Here is a 16,583-nt window from a genome sequence, read left to right on the forward strand (position 1 = left end):
GGTCAGGGACTGCAATCGTGCGTCAGGCGCAACCGCAGGCGCCGGCACCACAGCCGTGCGTGCCGCCGCCGGACTCGCTGGACGAACCGGATTCGCTTTTCGACGACTTAGCGCCGCCGCCCTTGAAGTCCGTCGCATACCAGCCGCTGCCCTTGAGCTGAAAGCCAGCGGCGGACACCAGTTTCTTGAGCGCCTGCGCATGACACTGCGGACATTCGACAAGCGGTGCATCAGCGATCTTCTGCATCGCCTCCAGCTCGTGCCCGCACGCCGTGCAGCGATATTCATAAATGGGCATGTTCGCACCTCATTGGATTCGATTGCGGCTTTCCGGCACATGCGTGCGCGGAGCCGGTAAAAACCGCGATATATTAGCACGTTAACGGGTACGCGCCGACCGTCGTCGTGGGCGCGCCAGTCGCCAGATCTGGGGTCGTCAGCCACTCATGCCAAGCCCTGCCACGCACGAAACGCGCAGCGTGCTGATCACCGGATGCTCCAGCGGCATCGGGCTCGACGCCGCCCGCACCCTGCGTGCCCGCGGCTGGCAGGTCGTCGCCTCGGCCCGCGACCGCGCCGCTGTCGAGCGTCTGCGGGCAGAAGGCCTGGATGCCGTGGTCCTGGATGTGGCCGACAGCACCAGCCTGAAGGCCGGCCTCGCCGCGGCGCTGGAGCGGACCGGCGGCCGGCTCGACGCGCTGTTCAACAACGCCGGCTACGGTCAGCTCGGCGCCATCGAGGACCTCGCGCGCGAGGTCTTGCGCGAACAGTTCGAGACCAATTTCTTCGGTGCGATCGAGCTCGGCAATGCCGTCGTGCCGATCATGCGGGCACAGGGGGCCGGCCGAATTGTGCAGAACAGCTCGGTGCTCGGACTGGTCACCGGGCGCTTCCGCGGTGCGTATTGCGCAACCAAGTACGCGCTGGAGGCAGCCAGCGACGCCCTGCGGCTGGAACTCGCCGGCTCCGGCGTGTATGTGAGCCTGATCGAACCCGGGCCGACCCTCACGCGTTTCCGCCCCAATGCCCACAAGGTATTCCGCCGTACGATCGACTGCGAATCCAGCCCTCATCGGCGGGCCTATTCGGCACTGGACGCCAGGCTGCAAATCGAGGGCCCCGTGCGGCGCGGCACCGTCGGGCCGGACCGGGTCACGCGCGCCCTGATCCATGCGCTGGAAAGCCCGCGTCCCAAGCCACGCTACGCCGTGCACTGGACGACGTTCGGTGCCGACCTCGCCCGCCGCCTGCTGCCGACACGCTGGCTGGATCGTCTGCGCACGCGTTGACGAGCGCGCGCCCCGACGTTGACCCCGCGATTCGGGCCGACTACCCTTGATCGAACCTGCGTTCATGACAGGGGTGTGCATAATGAGATTCATCGGCCTGCTTGCAGGCGTTTTGGGGGGATCGGTGGCCACGGCCCAGCCGATCGAGGCATCCCACGTCCCCGCACTCGATAGCTGGGGACTGGTCGGGATCGGCGCGGCGCTGGGCGTCGCGGGCGTCATTGCCATGATGCGGCTGAAAAAGTCCTGAGATCAGAATGAAACATTCAATTTCTATCGCCGGTCTGTTCACCCTTATCGGTGCGAATGCAGCGCTCGCAACTGTTGCAGCACCGCCACCAAACGCGGTTCCGGCACTGGATGGCTGGGGCCTCGCCGGCATCGCCGCGGCGCTCGCCGTCGCCGGACTCCTGACGGCGGCCAAGGTCCGAAAGCGCTGAGCGCCGGCCAGCGGGGCGAACCGCGTCCGACGCATCCCCCGCGGTTGTCACGCCGGCCCCGGCAGCCTTGCTGAAAAGAGAATCTCGTTGGCCTGCCGGACGACCAGCGAGCATCAACGGTCCTCACCGGAGAACGTCATGAGCCAGCTTACGTCCCGTCGCCATACCCTCCTGCTCGTCGCGGGATTTTCCGCGCCGGCGTCGGCGCTGGTGGCCGCCCCGGGTCCGGCGCAGGTGCCGATGCTGGACAGCTGGGGCCTGGTCGGTCTCGGCGTATCGCTCGCCCTCGCCGGATTTATCGCCGCAAAACGCCTGCGCAGGTAACTCCGCCACGGCCGTTTCAGACCGGTCGGACCCGGGAGCCCGGAATCTACCGACCGCCTGTCAACGCAAGCCCATCGGGTTCGGCGCCAGCGCGCCATTGCGTCCGTACCTGAAGTCGATCCAGATCGAGTTCGAGCACGACGCCGCCATGGGCCAGGGCCACAAACGCGGTGCCGACTGATCCGGGTGCCGCAATCAGGCCGATCGGGACGGGCTTGCGCCCGAGCCAACCGCCCATCGAAATGCCGTTGGCGAGGTCGTAGTAACCCCGCACGTCGATTGCGCCAATCAGTTCCGCCTCCGGCGTCGAGAACATCAAAACCCGCCCGCCTGCCGCGTCGCTGACCAGGGCGCGAGTTCCCGTCGAATCGAAGGCGACGCGAATCGGAAACTCACCCGCGGGGCCACTGCGCACGACGGCCAGCGAATCCGGATCAATCAGGCTCAGCGTGCCCGCCGCACGGTTCACCACCCAGACGATGCCGGTGGCCGGATGCACTGCAACGCCCTCCGCACCCGCCCCGGTGGGAATCCGGCTGACCACCCGGTGTGTCGCAAGGTCGATCACCGCGACATCCCCATCCACGATGCTGCTGACGTAGGCGCGATTGCGTCCGGAATCGACCGCCAGCATGTGCGGCAGTGCCTGCGCGGTCGGAATCACCGCCTCAATCCGACCGGCCGTCGTATCCACGATCAGAACCGCGGCGCTCGCTTCGATACTGACCAGCAACCGCCGATCGTCGAGCCAGGCCAGCCCGTGCGGACGCCGATGGTCGCCGAGATCGATGCGGGATGGGGCGCCCGACGCAAGCTCGATCAACAGCAGCGAGTTGCCGGCGGCGCGGTCCGGCCCGTATTCGGCGACGACCGCGCGCGCCCCATCCGGCGAGACCGCGACTTCGTGCGGTCCCGGCGCCGTCGGCCAGCTTCGCAGCGTCGCGCCGTTGCGTGGATCGAGCGCCGTGACGCTCGCGCCGCTCTTGTTCACGACCAGCAGTTCCGCGGCCGATGCTGCACCGGCGAAGAGGGTCAGCAGCGCAAACGCCCAGGTCATGGCGTGCCAGAGGACATTCATGCCGGCCGCGCTCGAAACGGCAGGACCAGCAGGTCGCGCAGCCGGATCGCCGCGGGCAGATCCGCCAGCCCGAAACGCAGGCCCGACTGGCCGGCCGCAGGCTGTGCGACGTAGGTGCCGAACAGGCGATCCCAGATGCTCAGCACCCCTCCCAGGTTGCTGCCGCCCTCACCCGGCTCGACCGAATGGTGAATGCTGTGCATTGGCGGCGTCACCAGCACCAGGCGCAGCAGTCGATCCGCCCTGGTCGGAACACGCAGATTGCCATGGGTATAGAAACCGAATGCAATGATCAGCAGTTCGTGGACGAGCATCGCGATCAGCGGCGGACCCAGCAACGCGGCGACTGCGGAGCGGTAGGCGACCGTGACGACGGTTTCCAGCGGGTGAAAACGCACGCCGGTCGAGATATCGAAGTCCGCGTCAGCGTGATGCGTGCGGTGCAGGCGCCAGAGCCATGGCAGTCGATGATAGGCAAGGTGCAGCAGATAAAGGCTCAGGTCCAACACCAGCCAGGCGCTGAACACCACCCATGGACCGTCGCCAAGCTCAAACCACTGAAACAGGCCAAAGCCATTGGCATTTGCGGCGATCGCAACCCCGAATGCCGAGATTGGCGCGGCGAACACGAGCGCAAAATTCATCGCATAGAGCGCGCCATTCACGCGCCAGCGAGGCGCCACCGGCACCAGCGCGGCACGCGCGGGCCAGAACAGCTCCAGCGCCACGACGAGGATGAACATCCCAAGCGTGGTAACGATCACGCCCAGACCATGAACCTGTTCGATCGGCATCGAACCTACAGACGCAGATCGACGCGCCCCTTGGCATCGGCCGCGCTGTCGAGTTCAGGCTCACACAGGAACAGGCGGTCCGCGCCGATTTTGTGACGCTCGATCAAAAGACCCTTCAGCGCATCACCGCGCTGATGCGCAAGCGTCAGCAGTTCTGCGTCTGTGACGCCCGGCACCGGCGCGGGCGGGGCGCTGACTGCCGCTGCACCCGCAGGCTTTGGCGCGGTCTGGGCGGCCGCCTGCGCCTTCGCCGCTGCGGCGGCGGCACGCGCCGCGTTCAATGCGGCCCGATCCGCATCGGTCGCAACTCCACAGAGCTTCAGCCCGAGGCCCGGCCGGTCGTTCATGAGTGCCGCGAGCTTGTCCAGATAATCGGCATTGGCGGCGCCGACCTCGCCCGCCCCGGGGTCGAAACCGATGGCCTGCAATTCGGCCGTCGTTCCGGCCTGACCGGCGATCTTGGCGATGGCCAGGATGGCGCCATAGGGTTGTAACGCCACGGTCAGGGTCGCCAGCGCGGCGCCCTTGAGCGCCTTGCCCAGCGCCTGACGCACGATATCGTCGACGCTGAAGTCCGGCGCGTCGTAACGGCCGGTCACCGGCAGATCGATCTCGATGTTGCCGTCGCGGTCGCGCAGCATTGCGAGTCCGGCCTCGAGCGGAACCCCGAGGCTGTCGGGCGCATCCGGTACCGCCTCGACCGTGAGCTTGCCGATGCGCAGGGTGTTCTCCACGTCCATGTTGCCCTGATCGATCTTCGCGCTGATCTTCGCGCTGAGCTGGCCGCTCGTGATTCGGTAGCCGATCAGCCGGCTCGCATACGCCGACAGCGGCGGCATCTCGACCGCTTTTATTTCGCCGGCCAGATCAACGATGGGTGGCACGGTGAGCGGCGCGAAGACGCCGTCGAGGGCAATTTCGGAATGCCGGTCGGTTGCGGCCCGCAGGTGCAGCTTGCCCGGAGTCCCGGGGTTTTCGGTGTCCAGTCCGGTCGCCTCGAGTTCCCGTATGAGAATGGCCGTCTCGAACGCAGGTTCGACACCGTGATCGACAAACTGCACGCGGCTGTCGCCGACGATCGCGATCCGGTCCAGACGAATGCGCAGGGCCGGCGGCGCCGTCGCGTCGCCCGCGGCCGATTCCGTTTCAGGTTCGACCGCCGGCGCACCCACGTCAGCACTGACAGCTTCCGCGCCCGGCGCGGAATCGGCGATGCCCTCGATCCCGCCCTCGGCGGTGCGCACCAGACGGGCGACGAGATCCGTGAACTCGACCGTGGCCGCGTTCACCTCGGTTTCGGGCGCGAAGCGCACGGCGCTGATCCGCAGGGATTTCGCCTCCGCGAGTCCCGACGGGGCGTCGGCGCCGCCGGTCGGCAGGGCCAGTACATCGTTCGCGCCGAATCCGGCCACGTCCACGACCCCGGCGGCGTTGCGCCGCGCGTCGGTGATGTCGGTCTCCCCGATGGCGGCCAGTGTTCGCCCGCCGCCGTCGGCAACACGCAGGTCACGGGCGGAAAACCTTGCGAACCCGGCAGCGCCCGAGGCATCGGCAGACAGCGACTGGGCATTGAGCCCGGCCCAGGAGAGCTGCATTCCGGAGCCGGTATCCAGCGTCACGCCGCCACCTTCAGTTGCCAGGTCGCCGCCCAGCTGCCAGCTGGCGTCGCCGGCCGACTCGAAGCCGGCGGTGCCGGTGAAGTTTACTGCCGCGAGATTGGCCTGTGTGGTGCCGGCGCGCGCCTCCAGGGCGCCCGCCGCGATGGCCGTCTTGACCCCGAGCGTCGTGCCCGCATCGGTCAGCGCGAGTTCCAGGTCGACGTCGGACAGCGCGAGGCTGCCGATCCCCGCATCAAGCTCCGCCTCCGGCATCACCACGCGCGCCTGATCGAGAGCAAGCTGGCCGCTGAGACGCATGCGGGCCTGCGTCGCCGAACTCATTGCGCCATCCAGGTTCAGATCGAATCCCAGCCGGCCAGCGAGTTCACCCACCCCGCCCGCCTGCGCCATGCGTGTGAACGGCGCGAGCTCGAGTGCCTCGGTATGGATCCGCCCGCGGACCCCGGCCTGCTTCGCGAACGGGCTGAGTTCCAGATCCAGCTCGATCGAAGCGTCATTCAGCGCGCCCTTGAGCGTGAGCTGACCCGGTGTGTCGGGCGTCCACGCCTTGAGATTGAGCAGGCTCGCCCGCTCGATGAGCAGGCGCCGATCGAGGTCTGGTGAGCGGAGGTCGACGCTGGTGTGTTCAATCAGAAGCTGCCCGATCCCGATCAGCCACGGCTCTTCGGGCTCCGCGGGCGGCGGTGTGGCCTTCGACGGGTCGCCGGTCGCCAATCCACCGGCCTGAATACGCCCATCCGGGTGAAACTCGACGACGATCTCGGCATCGCGCAGGCGCAGATCGTTGACGAGCACCTGGCGACTCGCCAAAGGCCACCAGTCGACCTCGACCCGGGCATTCTCGAACCGCAGCACCGTGTGTTCGCCAAGGCGCGTCACCAGCCCATGCACCTCGAGTTCGCCGGTGAACGGATTCAGATCCACGTCATCGATATGCGCCTCATGCAGTCCGCGTTCGACCAGCCAGTTCTCCGCGGCGTGGCGCACCACGACCGGTGCGAGCACCAGCAACAGGCCGCCGATGAAGGCGAGCACCGCGAGTACCCGTACCCAGCGTCGCGAGTGCCAGCGACGCGGCTTCGATCCCGGGACTGATGCAGTCTGTTCGGAAGGATTGGCCATGGTTGTAAGTTATCACGGGAAAACCGGTCATCTATACTGGTCGGGCAAGCGATCGCGCCGTCCGAACAATAAGGGAACCAACGAATGAAAGCCGCCGAACTGCTCGTCCGCGCCCTCGAGAACGAAGGCGTCGAACTGATCTTCGGCATCCCTGGCGAAGAGAATATAGACGTCATGGATGCGCTGCTCGATTCGAAGATACGATTTGTCACAACCCGTCACGAGCAGGCCGCCGCGTTCATGGCCGACGTGTACGGCCGACTCACCGGCCGCGCGGGGGTTTGTCTTGCGACACTCGGACCGGGCGCCACCAATCTCATCACCGGCGTGGCCGATGCGGACATGGACCGCGCGCCGCTCGTGGCGATCGCCGGCCAGGGCGCAACCACGCGCCTGCACAAGGAGAGCCACCAGATCCTGGATCTGGTGAACATGTTCGAACCAATCTCCAAGTACGCAACGCAGGTCCTGGAGCCCGAGATCGTCCCCGAAGTCGTGCGCAAGGCGTTCAAAGTCGCCGAGGCCGAAAAGCCCGGCGCATCATTCATCGACCTGCCCGAAAACATCGCCAGGATGACGGTCGAGGGCAAAGCACCCTTGAAAGTACAATCCGCGCGAGCGCCGGTGCCGCCGCCAGACAAGATGCATCAGGCCGCCGAGATCATCTCCGCCGCCCGGTATCCGATCGTCATGGCCGGCAATGGCGTGATCCGCGCCCGTGCGTGCGAGGAACTCGTCGCCTTCGCGGAACGACTGAACATCCCGGTCGCGACCACCTTCATGGCGAAGGGCGCGATCCCGTTTTCGCACGAGCTGGCACTGGGCGCCGTGGGCCTGGCCGCCAGCGACTATGTTTCCTGCGGATTCGATCGCGCCGACGTGGTGATCTGCGTCGGCTATGACATCGTCGAATACCATCCGCACCTGTGGCACGCGGACAAGCACGCCAAGATCGTGCACATCGATTCGATGGCGGCCGAAGTCGACGAGCACTACATCGTCGAGGTCGGGGTGATCGGCTCGATTCGCGCGGCACTTGAGGGCATCGCCGCGCAAGCCAGGCCACAATCCACGCGACTGGCGTCGGGCCTGCGCGAAACCATTGTTGCCGAGTTCGCCCGATACGCCACGGACGACGGGTTTCCGGTCAAGCCGCAGAAGATCATGTCCGATCTGCGCCGCGTGCTGGCGCCGGAAGATATCGTGATCTCCGACGTCGGCGCCCACAAAATGTGGATGGCGCGCATGTACCAGGCCGAGCGACCCAACACCTGCATCATCTCCAACGGCTTCGCCGCAATGGGCATCGGCGTACCCGGCGCCATCGCCGCGAAACTCGCGTTTCCCGATCGGAACGTGGTCACCGTCACCGGCGACGCCGGTTTCATGATGAATTCCCAGGACATCGAAACCGCCTTGCGCATCGGCACGCCGATCGTGATCCTGATCTGGACTGACGCCAAATACGGCCTGATCGAATGGCATCAGCTCAAGCGCTTCGGCCGATCGAGCCACATCGAGTTCGGCAACCCGGATTTCGTGCGCTACGCGGAAAGTTTTGGCGCCCGCGGCTATCGGGTCGGTGCGGCCGCCGAACTCGAACCGACGCTGCGCCAGGCCATTGCCGACAACACCGTCGTGGTGGTCGACTGCCCCGTTGACTACAGCGAGAACATGAAGCTCACCGAGCAGCTCGGCAAGCTGGTCTGCCCGATATGAGGCCCACTGAATGAACGATTCCGCCGAAACCTTTCCGCTGATGATTGCAGGCGCCGCGACGTCCGGCCCGGCGATCGAGCTGCGCGCGCCCTACGATGGACGACTGCTCGCAACACTGGAATCCGCCGATGCACGGGCCGTCGAGCAGGCACTGGAAACAGCGCATGCCCTGTGGCGCGATCGCGACGGCTGGCTGACGCCGGCCAATCGCATCGAAATTCTCGAGCGCACGCAGGACATCATGCGCGAACGCGCCGAAACCCTGGCACTTGAAGCGGCCGAGGAAGGTGGCAAGCCGCTTGCCGATTCCCGCGTGGAGGTCGCCCGTGCCATCGACGGCATCCGCATCTGCATCGACGAACTGCGCACGGTGGCCGGCCGGGTCATCCCGATGGGCATCAACGCCGCATCCTTGAACCGCGTCGCATTCACGCAACGCGAACCCATCGGCGTCGTCGTGGCGATCAGCGCCTTCAACCACCCGCTGAATCTGATCGTGCATCAGGTTGCGCCGGCGGTCGCAACCGGATGTCCCGTGATCGTCAAGCCGGCCGAGAAAACGCCGCGCTCCTGCATGCGGTTCGTTTCCATCCTGCGTGAGGCCGGCCTGCCGGCCGCCTGGTGTCAGGCGCTCGTCACCCCGGATCTGGCGGTTGCCGAGCGCCTCGTCAGTGATTCGCGCGTCGGGTTCCTGAGTTTCATCGGCAGCGCACGCGTGGGCTGGATGCTGCGCTCTAAACTCGCGCCCGGCGCGCGCTGTGCGCTCGAGCACGGCGGTGCCGCGCCGGTCATCGTCAGCGCCGACGCCGATCTCGACGCCGCCGTGCCGGCACTTGCCAAGGCCGGTTTCTATCATGCCGGACAGGTCTGTGTTTCGGTCCAACGCGTGTTTGCCGAACGCGCCATTGCAGCGGAGCTGGCCGAGCGGATTGCCGCCGCCGGTCGTGCGATGCGCATCGGCGACCCCACCGACCCGAAAACCGAAATCGGACCGCTGATTCGCGCCAGCGAAATCGATCGCGTGGACGCCTGGCTGAAAGAGGCCATCGCTGCCGGGGCGCGGCACATCAGCGGCGCAAAGCGCGTCGGCGCGTCGTGCTATGAGGCGACGGTGCTGCTGGACGCGCCGGGTGACGCACGCGTGAGTCGCGAGGAGATCTTCGGCCCGGCGATCATGGTCTACGGCTATGACGAACTCGATCAGGCAATCGAACGTGCCAACGCCCTGCCCTACGCATTCCAGGCCGCCGTGTACACGCGTGATCTGGACACCGCGCTGCGCGTATCGCGGCGCATCGATGCCTCGGCCGTCATGGTCAACGATCACACGGCGTTTCGCGTCGACTGGATGCCGTTCGCCGGCCTGCGACATTCGGGCCACGGCGTTGGTGGAATCCCCTACACCATGCACGACATGAGCATTGAAAAAATGACCGTGATCCGGTCATCGGCATTGTAATCGGTTCGCCCGCGGGAGAACGGCCAGATGAACAGCGCGTCCATGCACGAGTTTCTGTTCAAGTCCATCGAGATCATGGTCGCGCTGTTCATCTTCGCGATCGGGCTCGGCGTGCTTGCGCTCATCGTCGTCTACATACTGGACATCACGCAGACCAAACAGGCGATCCGGCGCAATTTCCCGATCATCGGCCACTTCCGGTATTTCTTCGAGCACCTGGGCGAGTTTTTTCGCCAGTACTTTTTCGCGATGGACCGCGAGGAGCTGCCGTTCAATCGGGCCCAGCGTTCCTGGGTCTATCGCGCCGCCAAGGACATCGACAATACCGTTGCATTCGGCTCGACCCGCGATCTGCGCCCGATCGGCACGGTGATGTTCGTCAACACGCCGTTCCCGACCCTCGGCGAGGATGCCGTGCCGCCGCACGAGATCACCATCGGCCCGCAGTGCGAAAAGCCCTACACGACGAACTCGCTGTTCAACATCTCCGGCATGAGCTATGGGGCGATCTCAAAGCCCGCCGTGCTGGCGCTGTCGAAGGGCGCGAAGCTGGCCGGCTGCTGGATGAACACGGGCGAAGGCGGGCTGTCGCCGTATCATCTGGAAGGCGGCGCGGATGTCGTCTTCCAGATCGGCACCGCGAAGAACGGCGTTCGTGATCTCGACGGCAATCTGTCAACCGAAAAGCTGCACGAGATCGCAACGCACGAGACGGTGCGCATGTTCGAGATCAAGATCAGCCAGGGCGCGAAACCCGGCAAGGGCGGCATCCTGCCCGGCGCCAAGGTCACCGAGGAGATCGCGCGCATCCGCAACATCCGTGTCGGCGAGGATGCCATCAGTCCGAATCGCCACCCCGATGTCGACAACAACGGTGAACTGCTCGACCTGATCGGCCGCGTGCGCAGCGCGACCGGCAAACCCACCGGCATCAAGGTCGTGCTCGGTGGAAGCGAGTGGCTCGATGAACTGTTTGCCGAAATCAACGCACGCGGCATCGAATCGGCACCTGATTTCATCACCGTGGACGGTGCCGATGGCGGCACCGGCGCGGCCCCACTGCCGTTGATCGATGACATGGGTCTGCCGCTGCGCGAGGCATTGCCGACACTGATCGACAAGCTCATCGAACACGGGTTGCGCGAGCGCGTGCGCGTGATCTGTTCCGGCAAGCTCGTCACGCCGGCCGATGTCGCCTGGGCGCTGTGCATGGGTGCCGACTTCGTCACTTCGGCGCGCGGCTTCATGTTTGCGCTCGGCTGCATTCAGGCCCTGCAATGCAACAAGAATACCTGCCCGACTGGCATCACGACGCATAACGTGAAGCTCCAGCGCGGACTGGATCCGGCTGACAAGGCCGTGCGCGTTGCGCATTATCACAAGAACATGACCTACGAGGTCGGGATCATCGCGCACTCCTGCGGCGTGCCGGAACCGCGCCTGCTCAAGCGCAAGCACTGCCGCGTCGTGTCGAACAACGGGCTGTCCATTCCACTGGACCAGCTGCATCCGACACCGGCCGTCCGATCGTCGGCATCGGCCCGGCCGTAGGATCGAATCATGGCCGAAGTTGTTCTATCGCTGATGTTGATGCTGCTGCTGGCGCTTCTGGCCCGACCGCTGGCCGAACGCATGCGCCTGCCGTTCAGCGCCGTGTTGGTCGTGATCGGGTTCATCGGATCCGAACTGATGATCCATTTCGGCGGCGATACCGGTGTGCGCGCCGAGCTGTTCCACGATCTGGTGTTCTTCGTGTTTCTGCCGATCCTGATATTCGAGTCGGCGTTCGTCATCGACGCGGAAATGTTGTGGAAGAACCTCGCCGCCACGCTGATCCTGGCGATTCCGATCCTGCTGTTCTCGACCTTTGTCACCGGCGCGCTGATCTACTGGGGCATTGCCCATCCCGATGGATTCCCGTGGATCGCGGCACTGCTCGCCGGTGCGCTGCTGTCGGCGACCGACCCCGTCGCGGTCGTCGCACTGGCGCGCCGCTCCGGCGCGCCGAAACGGCTCGTCACCCTGCTCGAAGGGGAAAGCCTGTTCAACGATGCGACCGCGATCGTCGTGTTCGGCATCTTTCTGTCGATCGCATCAATGCCGGAACAGCCGGTCAGCTTTGGCACCGCCGCCATGGAGTTCAGCATCGTGTTCTTCGGCGGCACGATCATCGGAATCCTCGTGGCGCTGCTCACGGTGCTGCTGCTGCGGGCGTTTGAAGACCCGACCACCCAGGGCATCATCTCGGTCATTTCTGCCTACTGCGCGTTCATTGCGGCCGAGCACTACCTGCACGTCTCCGGCGTCATGGCGGTGCTGGCGCTGGGACTGGTCGTGGGCCGACTGATTCGTGCCGACTATGAAAAAGGCGGTTTTGTCGAACGTCTCTGGGAGCTGGCCGGTTTCGTCGCGAATTCGCTGGTTTTTCTGCTCATGGGCGTCACCATCACGCTGGCGATGTTCGAACAGCGCTGGCTCGCGATTCTGATCGGCATCGCCGGGGTGCTGGTGGCGCGGGCGGCCGGGATGTTCGCGCTGATTCCGCTCGCCAACCGCTTCACGCCACAGGCGCCGATCGACTGGCGCTACCAAGCCGTGCTGTTCTGGGGCGGGCTGCGCGGCGCCGTGACGCTGGCGCTGGCGCTTTCGATCCCGGTGTCGCTCGATTACTGGTGGACGATCCAGTCGATCGCCTTTGGCGTGGTCGTGTTCACGCTGTTCGTGCAGGCGCCGACGATGCCGTGGCTGTTGCGGCGTCTGGCACTGCGCGATTCCGATCGTTCTTAGCCTCGACGACGGCGGGCGGCTCGAACGGTGCCGGACGACCGATTGCGAACCCCTGGGCAAAATCGATGCGCAGTTCCGCGAGTGTGCCGAGCACGCGGGGGTCCTCGACGTACTCCGCCACGGTGCGAATGCCCAGCACACGCGACCAGTTCGCAACCGACTCGACCATTCGAAAGTCGATTTCGCTGGAACTGATTTCACGGATGAAACTGCCGTCGATCTTCAGAAAGTCGACCGGCAGGCGCTTCAGATAGGTCAGCGAACTCAAGCCGCTACCAAAATCATCCAGCGCGAAGCGACAGCCGCGCTCACCGATCCGCCGCATGAACGCAAGTGCTTCATCCACGTTCGACATGACGGCGCTTTCGGTCACTTCGAAGCAGAGCCAGCGAGCGCAGTCGGACGCGGCATCGAGCGCCGCCTCCAGGAAGCGATGGAACTCATAGTTTGATAGCGACTGACCCGACAGGTTGACGTTCAGGGTCGTGTAGGGCGCGGCTCCGCGATCCCGTTGCAGCCGTTCGATGACACGGGTTACGACAAAGCGGTCGATCTCCGGCATCATGCGGTAGCGTTCAGCCGCGGCGATGAACGCACCCGGCGGGATGATCTCGTCGTCGTCGCCACGCATGCGCAGCAGGATCTCGCCCATGCGCTCGTCTTCACTCGTGCCACGCACGGGCATGATCGGTTGCACATACAGCAGCAGGCGATCCTCGGCCAGCGCCGCCTGCAGGCGCGTGAGCCAGCGCCCGAGCAGCTGCTGCTCGGCGAGTCGCGGGTCGGCCGCGGAGTACCGATACACCACACCGCCGCCCTGGTCCTTCGCCAGATAACAGGCCGCATCGGCATTGCTCAGCAGCTGCGCTGCGCTGAGTTCTCCGGAATCGATCATGACCATGCCGACACTCGCACCGATTGCGTAGACATCGCCGCCCCAGGCGAGCCGATACTCCGTCACGGCCCCGACGAGCGCATGCGCCAGCGACGCGGCGGCGTGTTCATCCGTGTCACGCATGAGCACGGCAAACTCGTCACCGCCGATACGCCCGGCAATTCCGGCGTCACCGACCGCGGTTTGGATGCGGCGGGCGATCTCGGTCAACAGATGATCGCCCGCGGCATGGCCGCAGGTGTCGTTCAGCACCTTGAACTTGTCGAGGTCCATGAACATCAATGCATGCCGGGCGTCTGCCTTGCGGCTGACCACGGCGGATTGCAGGCGCCGTTCGAACTCGCGGCGACTCATCAGGTGGGTGAGCCCGTCATGCGAGGCCTGAAAACGCATCTTGCGATTGAGATTCCGGATCTCGGTCTGGTCATGCAGCACCAGCACCATGCCCCCGGGCGCCGCATCCATATCCGCTTCTTCGCTGTCACCGCCGCCTTCGATCGGCGCGACCGAAACCGCGACCGACAGACGCAACACCCCGTCGCGGCGGACCACGACCAGGTCGTCCGGCGGCTGTACCGCCGCGGGGTCACGCAACCAGGTATCCAGATCAATTGGCTGGTTGGTTCGCTCGGAACCAATCACGACAATCTCACGCACCGGCCGCCCGGCGGCCTCGGCCAGGGTCCAGCCCGTGAGCTCCTCGGCGCGGGGGTTCAGGTAGTCCACGATGCCGTCTCGATCAGTCGAGACCACGGCGTCGGCAATGGCCTCGAGAGTCACGTGCGCGCGCTCGCGCTCTTCCGAAAGTGCGAGTTCGATGCGGGCGCGTTCCCCCGCCACGGTTTCCAGCGTGAGCGTGGCTTCTTTCGTGCGCGAGCGCTCGCGCATCAGCGAGCGCGCGAGCTGGCGATTGATCATGCCGGCCTCGATGGATTCGACCATGAGCTTGCCCCAGCGCCGGCTGATCAGCAGCAGAGCGCCCAGCCCGACCAGCAGCACGGCACCGAGCGCGATCTCGGCGACACCGCCGCGCACGGCGAACGCAGCCGCGGCGGGCGCCAGCATCGGTCCGGCGAGCAGGCCATAGCTGAGGGTGTGGGGCGCGACCACGGCAATGGAAACCGTCGCCATCCCGACGATGATCAGCGTGACGGAAATCGCTTCGAGCTGCGGCGCAAAGACCGCGGCCAGGGTGCCCATGCTGCCCCAGAGGATGCCGTTACCGAGCATCATCGCGGCGTAGCGCGTGAGCCATTTCGGCAGCTCGTCCACTGCACGCATCTTGCTACGAAAACGCCGCACGACACCGTAGCGCACTGCGTACAGCACTGCGCCGACCAGCCACCACGCCGTCAGCGCGGCCTTGGGCAGATGGGGCCAGATCAGGATGGTGATGATGACGGCCGCGAACGCCCCACCACCGGTGGTATTGAGCGCCTGGGCGTAGAGCAGCCGGACGCGGCGCGCGAGCAGCGCATCAGCAGTCGGCGACGGAAGTACGTCGTTCGCACGAACGACCCGCGGCGCCGTTGACGTAGTGGTGCCCTGCATCAGGCGCCCGTGGTTCAAGAGGGCCGGCCCAGAGTCTAGGTGCTCGTAGTGTTCCGCCGGCTTCGTGAATTTCGGTGCGCGCCCCCGCACGCACGACCGAATCGAGTATAGCAGCGCCGTTTGGCGACCGAGGAAGCCGGCGCCTGTGTCGGACAGGGTGTCCATGCGCTGGATCTGGGCCCTGCCGGCGCCGCCGGGCTGTAGGACAGCGGCTTCACCACCATCCGGCCGTGATCAAATCGACAGCGACTCAGCGTCCCCTGCGTCGCGACGCGGCAATGCGCATGCGCAATGCGTTGAGCTTGATGAAGCCGCCGGCGTCCTTCTGGTCGTACGCACCGGCGTCTTCCTCAAACGTCGCGATCGCGGCGTTGAACAGGCTGTCGCTCTCCGACTTGCGCCCGGCCACGCTCACGCCGCCCTTGTAGAGCTTCAGACGCACGCTGCCGTTCACGTTCGCCTGCGATGCATCGATCAGGCCCTGGAGCATTTCCCGCTCGGGACTCCACCAGTAGCCGTTGTAGATCAGGCTCGCGTAGCGCGGCATGAGTTCGTCCTTGAGATGGGCCGCTTCGCGGTCCAGCGTCAGCGACTCGATCGCACGATGCGCCTTGAGCAGCACGGTGCCACCGGGCGTTTCGTAGCAGCCGCGTGACTTCATGCCCACATAGCGGTTTTCGACGATGTCCGCCCGGCCGATGCCGTGTGCGCCGGCGATCCGGTTGAGCTCGGCGAGCAGCGACGCGCCGCTCATGCGCTTGCCGTCCAGCGCCACCGGGTCGCCGCGCTCGTATTCGAGTTCGATGTACTGCGCGGCATCCGGCGCCGCTTCCGGTGCCACGCTCCAGCGCCACATGTCGTCCTCGGCCTCGACCCAGGGGTCTTCCAACGGACCGCCCTCATAGGAGATGTGCAGCAGGTTCGCGTCCATCGAATACGGCGAGCCGCGCCCGCGTTTCATCTCGACGGGAATGCCGTGCTGCTCGGCGTAGGCCAGCAGCTTCTCACGCGAGTTCAGCGTCCACTCACGCCATGGCGCAATGATCCGCACGTCGGGTTTGAGCGCGTAGGCGCCCAGTTCGAAGCGGACCTGGTCGTTGCCCTTGCCGGTCGCGCCGTGCGAGATGGCATCCGCGCCGGTTTCCTCGGCGATCTCGACCAGCCGCCGCGCAATCAGCGGGCGCGCGATCGAGGTGCCGAGCAGATACTCGCCCTCATAGATCGCGTTCGCGCGAAACATCGGAAACACGTATTCCGCGACAAAGCGCTCGCGCAGGTCGTCGATGTAAATCTCGCGCACGCCCATGGCCTTGGCCTTCGCGCGCGCGGGTTCGAGTTCCTCACCCTGTCCGATGTCGGCCGTGAAGGTCACGACCTCGCAGCCGTAGGTCTCCTGCAGCCACTTCAGGATCACGGAGGTATCCAGACCGCCGGAGTACGCCAGAACGACCTTTTCGACCTTGGACATGGTGTTGGAGGGGGTTGCCGCAAAGCGCGCGATTATAC

Annotated in this window: 14 protein-coding genes; 8 read left to right on the forward strand and 6 right to left on the reverse strand. The window is 65.7% G+C overall.

The features are described from left to right. Positions 1-22: 22 nt before the first annotated feature. On the reverse strand, positions 23-298 hold the full coding sequence (locus KDG50_12150; GenBank protein MCB1866169.1) for a zinc ribbon domain-containing protein: 276 nt from the start codon (positions 296-298) through the stop codon (positions 23-25). Between the two features lie 148 nt (positions 299-446). Here KDG50_12150 and KDG50_12155 point away from each other — a divergent pair, with 148 nt between their 5' ends. The 4 genes from KDG50_12155 (at position 447) to KDG50_12170 (ending at position 2,053) form a co-directional block, all read left to right on the forward strand. Then, a complete protein-coding gene (locus tag KDG50_12155; GenBank protein MCB1866170.1) occupies positions 447-1,289 on the forward strand; it encodes an SDR family NAD(P)-dependent oxidoreductase in 843 nt (280 codons plus the stop codon). 46 nt (positions 1,290-1,335) lie between these two features. Then, positions 1,336-1,539 carry a hypothetical protein gene (locus KDG50_12160; protein ID MCB1866171.1) on the forward strand — a complete coding sequence of 68 codons (204 nt, stop codon included), beginning with the start codon at positions 1,336-1,338 and terminating at the stop codon, positions 1,537-1,539. Positions 1,540-1,546: 7 nt separating this feature from the next. Further along, the gene (locus tag KDG50_12165) at positions 1,547-1,729 is read left to right on the forward strand and encodes a hypothetical protein (protein ID MCB1866172.1); all 183 of its coding nucleotides are present in this window, start codon (positions 1,547-1,549) and stop codon (positions 1,727-1,729) included. A gap of 138 nt (positions 1,730-1,867) precedes the next feature. Then, complete coding sequence (locus KDG50_12170; protein ID MCB1866173.1) at positions 1,868-2,053, forward strand: hypothetical protein; 186 nt, start codon at positions 1,868-1,870, stop codon at positions 2,051-2,053. Positions 2,054-2,099: 46 nt separating this feature from the next. Here KDG50_12170 and KDG50_12175 read toward each other — a convergent pair whose 3' ends face one another. From KDG50_12175 to KDG50_12185, 3 genes are read right to left on the reverse strand one after another with little or no spacing between them, the layout of a single operon-like run. Beyond that, positions 2,100-3,131: a hypothetical protein gene (locus tag KDG50_12175; GenBank protein MCB1866174.1), complete on the reverse strand. Its 1,032-nt coding sequence runs from the start codon at positions 3,129-3,131 to the stop codon at positions 2,100-2,102. Continuing rightward, positions 3,128-3,925 (reverse strand): sterol desaturase family protein, encoded by a 798-nt coding sequence (locus KDG50_12180; GenBank protein ID MCB1866175.1) that lies wholly within the window; start codon positions 3,923-3,925, stop codon positions 3,128-3,130. The genes KDG50_12175 and KDG50_12180 overlap by 4 nt, the downstream gene beginning before the upstream one ends. 5 nt (positions 3,926-3,930) lie before the next feature. Beyond that, positions 3,931-6,666, reverse strand: coding sequence for a DUF748 domain-containing protein (locus tag KDG50_12185; GenBank protein ID MCB1866176.1), 2,736 nt, complete (start codon positions 6,664-6,666; stop codon positions 3,931-3,933). Positions 6,667-6,750: 84 nt separating this feature from the next. On the opposite strand from KDG50_12185, the gene KDG50_12190 reads away from it, so the two are divergent. Genes KDG50_12190 through KDG50_12205 form a run of 4 tightly spaced genes read left to right on the forward strand, consistent with a single transcriptional unit; the run spans position 6,751 to position 12,631 of the window. Continuing rightward, the gene (locus KDG50_12190; protein MCB1866177.1) at positions 6,751-8,385 is read left to right on the forward strand and encodes an acetolactate synthase large subunit; all 1,635 of its coding nucleotides are present in this window, start codon (positions 6,751-6,753) and stop codon (positions 8,383-8,385) included. A gap of 40 nt (positions 8,386-8,425) precedes the next feature. After that, positions 8,426-9,844 carry an aldehyde dehydrogenase family protein gene (locus KDG50_12195; protein ID MCB1866178.1) on the forward strand — a complete coding sequence of 473 codons (1,419 nt, stop codon included), beginning with the start codon at positions 8,426-8,428 and terminating at the stop codon, positions 9,842-9,844. Positions 9,845-9,886: 42 nt separating this feature from the next. Next, positions 9,887-11,395: an FMN-binding glutamate synthase family protein gene (locus tag KDG50_12200; GenBank protein MCB1866179.1), complete on the forward strand. Its 1,509-nt coding sequence runs from the start codon at positions 9,887-9,889 to the stop codon at positions 11,393-11,395. A 9-nt stretch (positions 11,396-11,404) separates the two neighbouring features. Continuing rightward, entirely contained in the window at positions 11,405-12,631 is a 1,227-nt protein-coding gene (locus KDG50_12205) for a sodium:proton antiporter (protein MCB1866180.1), read from the forward strand. On the opposite strand, the gene KDG50_12210 is transcribed toward KDG50_12205, so the two are convergent. Next, a complete protein-coding gene (locus tag KDG50_12210) occupies positions 12,555-15,077 on the reverse strand; it encodes an EAL domain-containing protein (GenBank protein MCB1866181.1) in 2,523 nt (840 codons plus the stop codon). The genes KDG50_12205 and KDG50_12210 overlap by 77 nt on opposite strands. 250 nt (positions 15,078-15,327) lie before the next feature. Beyond that, positions 15,328-16,545: an argininosuccinate synthase gene (locus KDG50_12215; GenBank protein ID MCB1866182.1), complete on the reverse strand. Its 1,218-nt coding sequence runs from the start codon at positions 16,543-16,545 to the stop codon at positions 15,328-15,330. Between the last annotated feature and the right edge of the window lie 38 nt (positions 16,546-16,583).

Source organism: Chromatiales bacterium (assembly GCA_020445605.1).
Lineage (GTDB): Bacteria > Pseudomonadota > Gammaproteobacteria > JAGRGH01 > JAGRGH01 > JAGRGH01.

Bases quoted from the DNA above. Each gene is read 5' to 3' on its own strand.
- KDG50_12150 (MCB1866169.1), bottom strand. From the start codon at position 298: ATGCCCATTTATGAATATCGCTGCACGGCGTGCGGGCACGAGCTGGAG.
- KDG50_12155 (MCB1866170.1), top strand. From the start codon at position 447: ATGCCAAGCCCTGCCACGCACGAAACGCGCAGCGTGCTGATCACCGGA.
- KDG50_12165 (MCB1866172.1), top strand. From the start codon at position 1,547: ATGAAACATTCAATTTCTATCGCCGGTCTGTTCACCCTTATCGGTGCG.
- KDG50_12170 (MCB1866173.1), top strand. From the start codon at position 1,868: ATGAGCCAGCTTACGTCCCGTCGCCATACCCTCCTGCTCGTCGCGGGA.
- KDG50_12175 (MCB1866174.1), bottom strand. From the start codon at position 3,131: ATGAATGTCCTCTGGCACGCCATGACCTGGGCGTTTGCGCTGCTGACC.
- KDG50_12180 (MCB1866175.1), bottom strand. From the start codon at position 3,925: ATGCCGATCGAACAGGTTCATGGTCTGGGCGTGATCGTTACCACGCTT.
- KDG50_12185 (MCB1866176.1), bottom strand. From the start codon at position 6,666: ATGGCCAATCCTTCCGAACAGACTGCATCAGTCCCGGGATCGAAGCCG.
- KDG50_12190 (MCB1866177.1), top strand. From the start codon at position 6,751: ATGAAAGCCGCCGAACTGCTCGTCCGCGCCCTCGAGAACGAAGGCGTC.
- KDG50_12195 (MCB1866178.1), top strand. From the start codon at position 8,426: ATGATTGCAGGCGCCGCGACGTCCGGCCCGGCGATCGAGCTGCGCGCG.
- KDG50_12200 (MCB1866179.1), top strand. From the start codon at position 9,887: ATGCACGAGTTTCTGTTCAAGTCCATCGAGATCATGGTCGCGCTGTTC.
- KDG50_12205 (MCB1866180.1), top strand. From the start codon at position 11,405: ATGGCCGAAGTTGTTCTATCGCTGATGTTGATGCTGCTGCTGGCGCTT.
- KDG50_12210 (MCB1866181.1), bottom strand. From the start codon at position 15,077: ATGCAGGGCACCACTACGTCAACGGCGCCGCGGGTCGTTCGTGCGAAC.
- KDG50_12215 (MCB1866182.1), bottom strand. From the start codon at position 16,545: ATGTCCAAGGTCGAAAAGGTCGTTCTGGCGTACTCCGGCGGTCTGGAT.